The following is a 551-nucleotide window of genomic DNA, read 5'->3' as shown; positions in this document are numbered from 1 at the left end:
CAGTACCAATACGTTCGGCAACGCTCTGATCAAACAGAGCCAGAATACGGCTCGGCTTGCGTTCGAAGTCCGATTTCAGGCCGTAAAACGCCGTTTGGACATAGAAACAAACGTTAAGCGGGAAGAATATAATAATATGGATAAAACTCTTGAGCCGGTTCTTGCCGGTCTCAAGAGAGAGAAAACTAAGATTAAGCAGGAAATGGATAAAATTGGTGATTACCTTGTAACGTCTCAGGCAAATCTAAGAAAAACTAATGATATCATTCTCAATTTGATTCCAAAACTCAATGTTGCCGCGTCGGCTATTGGAGCTACCGCTGAGGCAGAGTTTAATGCAATTCGTGATAATTTAAATAAAGCTGTTAAATCCCTGAAGCCTGTGACTCTGTTTGAGGAAGGGCTCCAAGACCGGACGAGAAAAGTACGTGCGGGGCAGAATCCGTCGGGTATAGGGGACTATAGTAGCTATGGCTCTATTCCTGATCGCGCTGGGGCTGTCGGGATTCTGATCGCGACTGGCGTTGACGGGGTTGATGTTATTACGGGCC

At 45.9% G+C, this 551-nt stretch carries 1 protein-coding gene; it reads left to right on the top strand.

The genetic code is table 11. From position 1 onward, the window contains the following. Nucleotides 1-136 precede the first annotated feature (136 nt). The coding region (locus VZ95_RS20205; RefSeq protein WP_045777462.1) for a hypothetical protein at nucleotides 137-551 on the top strand (415 nt) is incomplete at its 3' end.

The sequence above is a fragment of the Elstera litoralis genome (genome assembly GCF_000963705.1).
GTDB classification, from domain to species: Bacteria; Pseudomonadota; Alphaproteobacteria; order Elsterales; family Elsteraceae; genus Elstera; species Elstera litoralis.
This window is presented reverse-complemented; position numbering and strand designations above follow the sequence as displayed.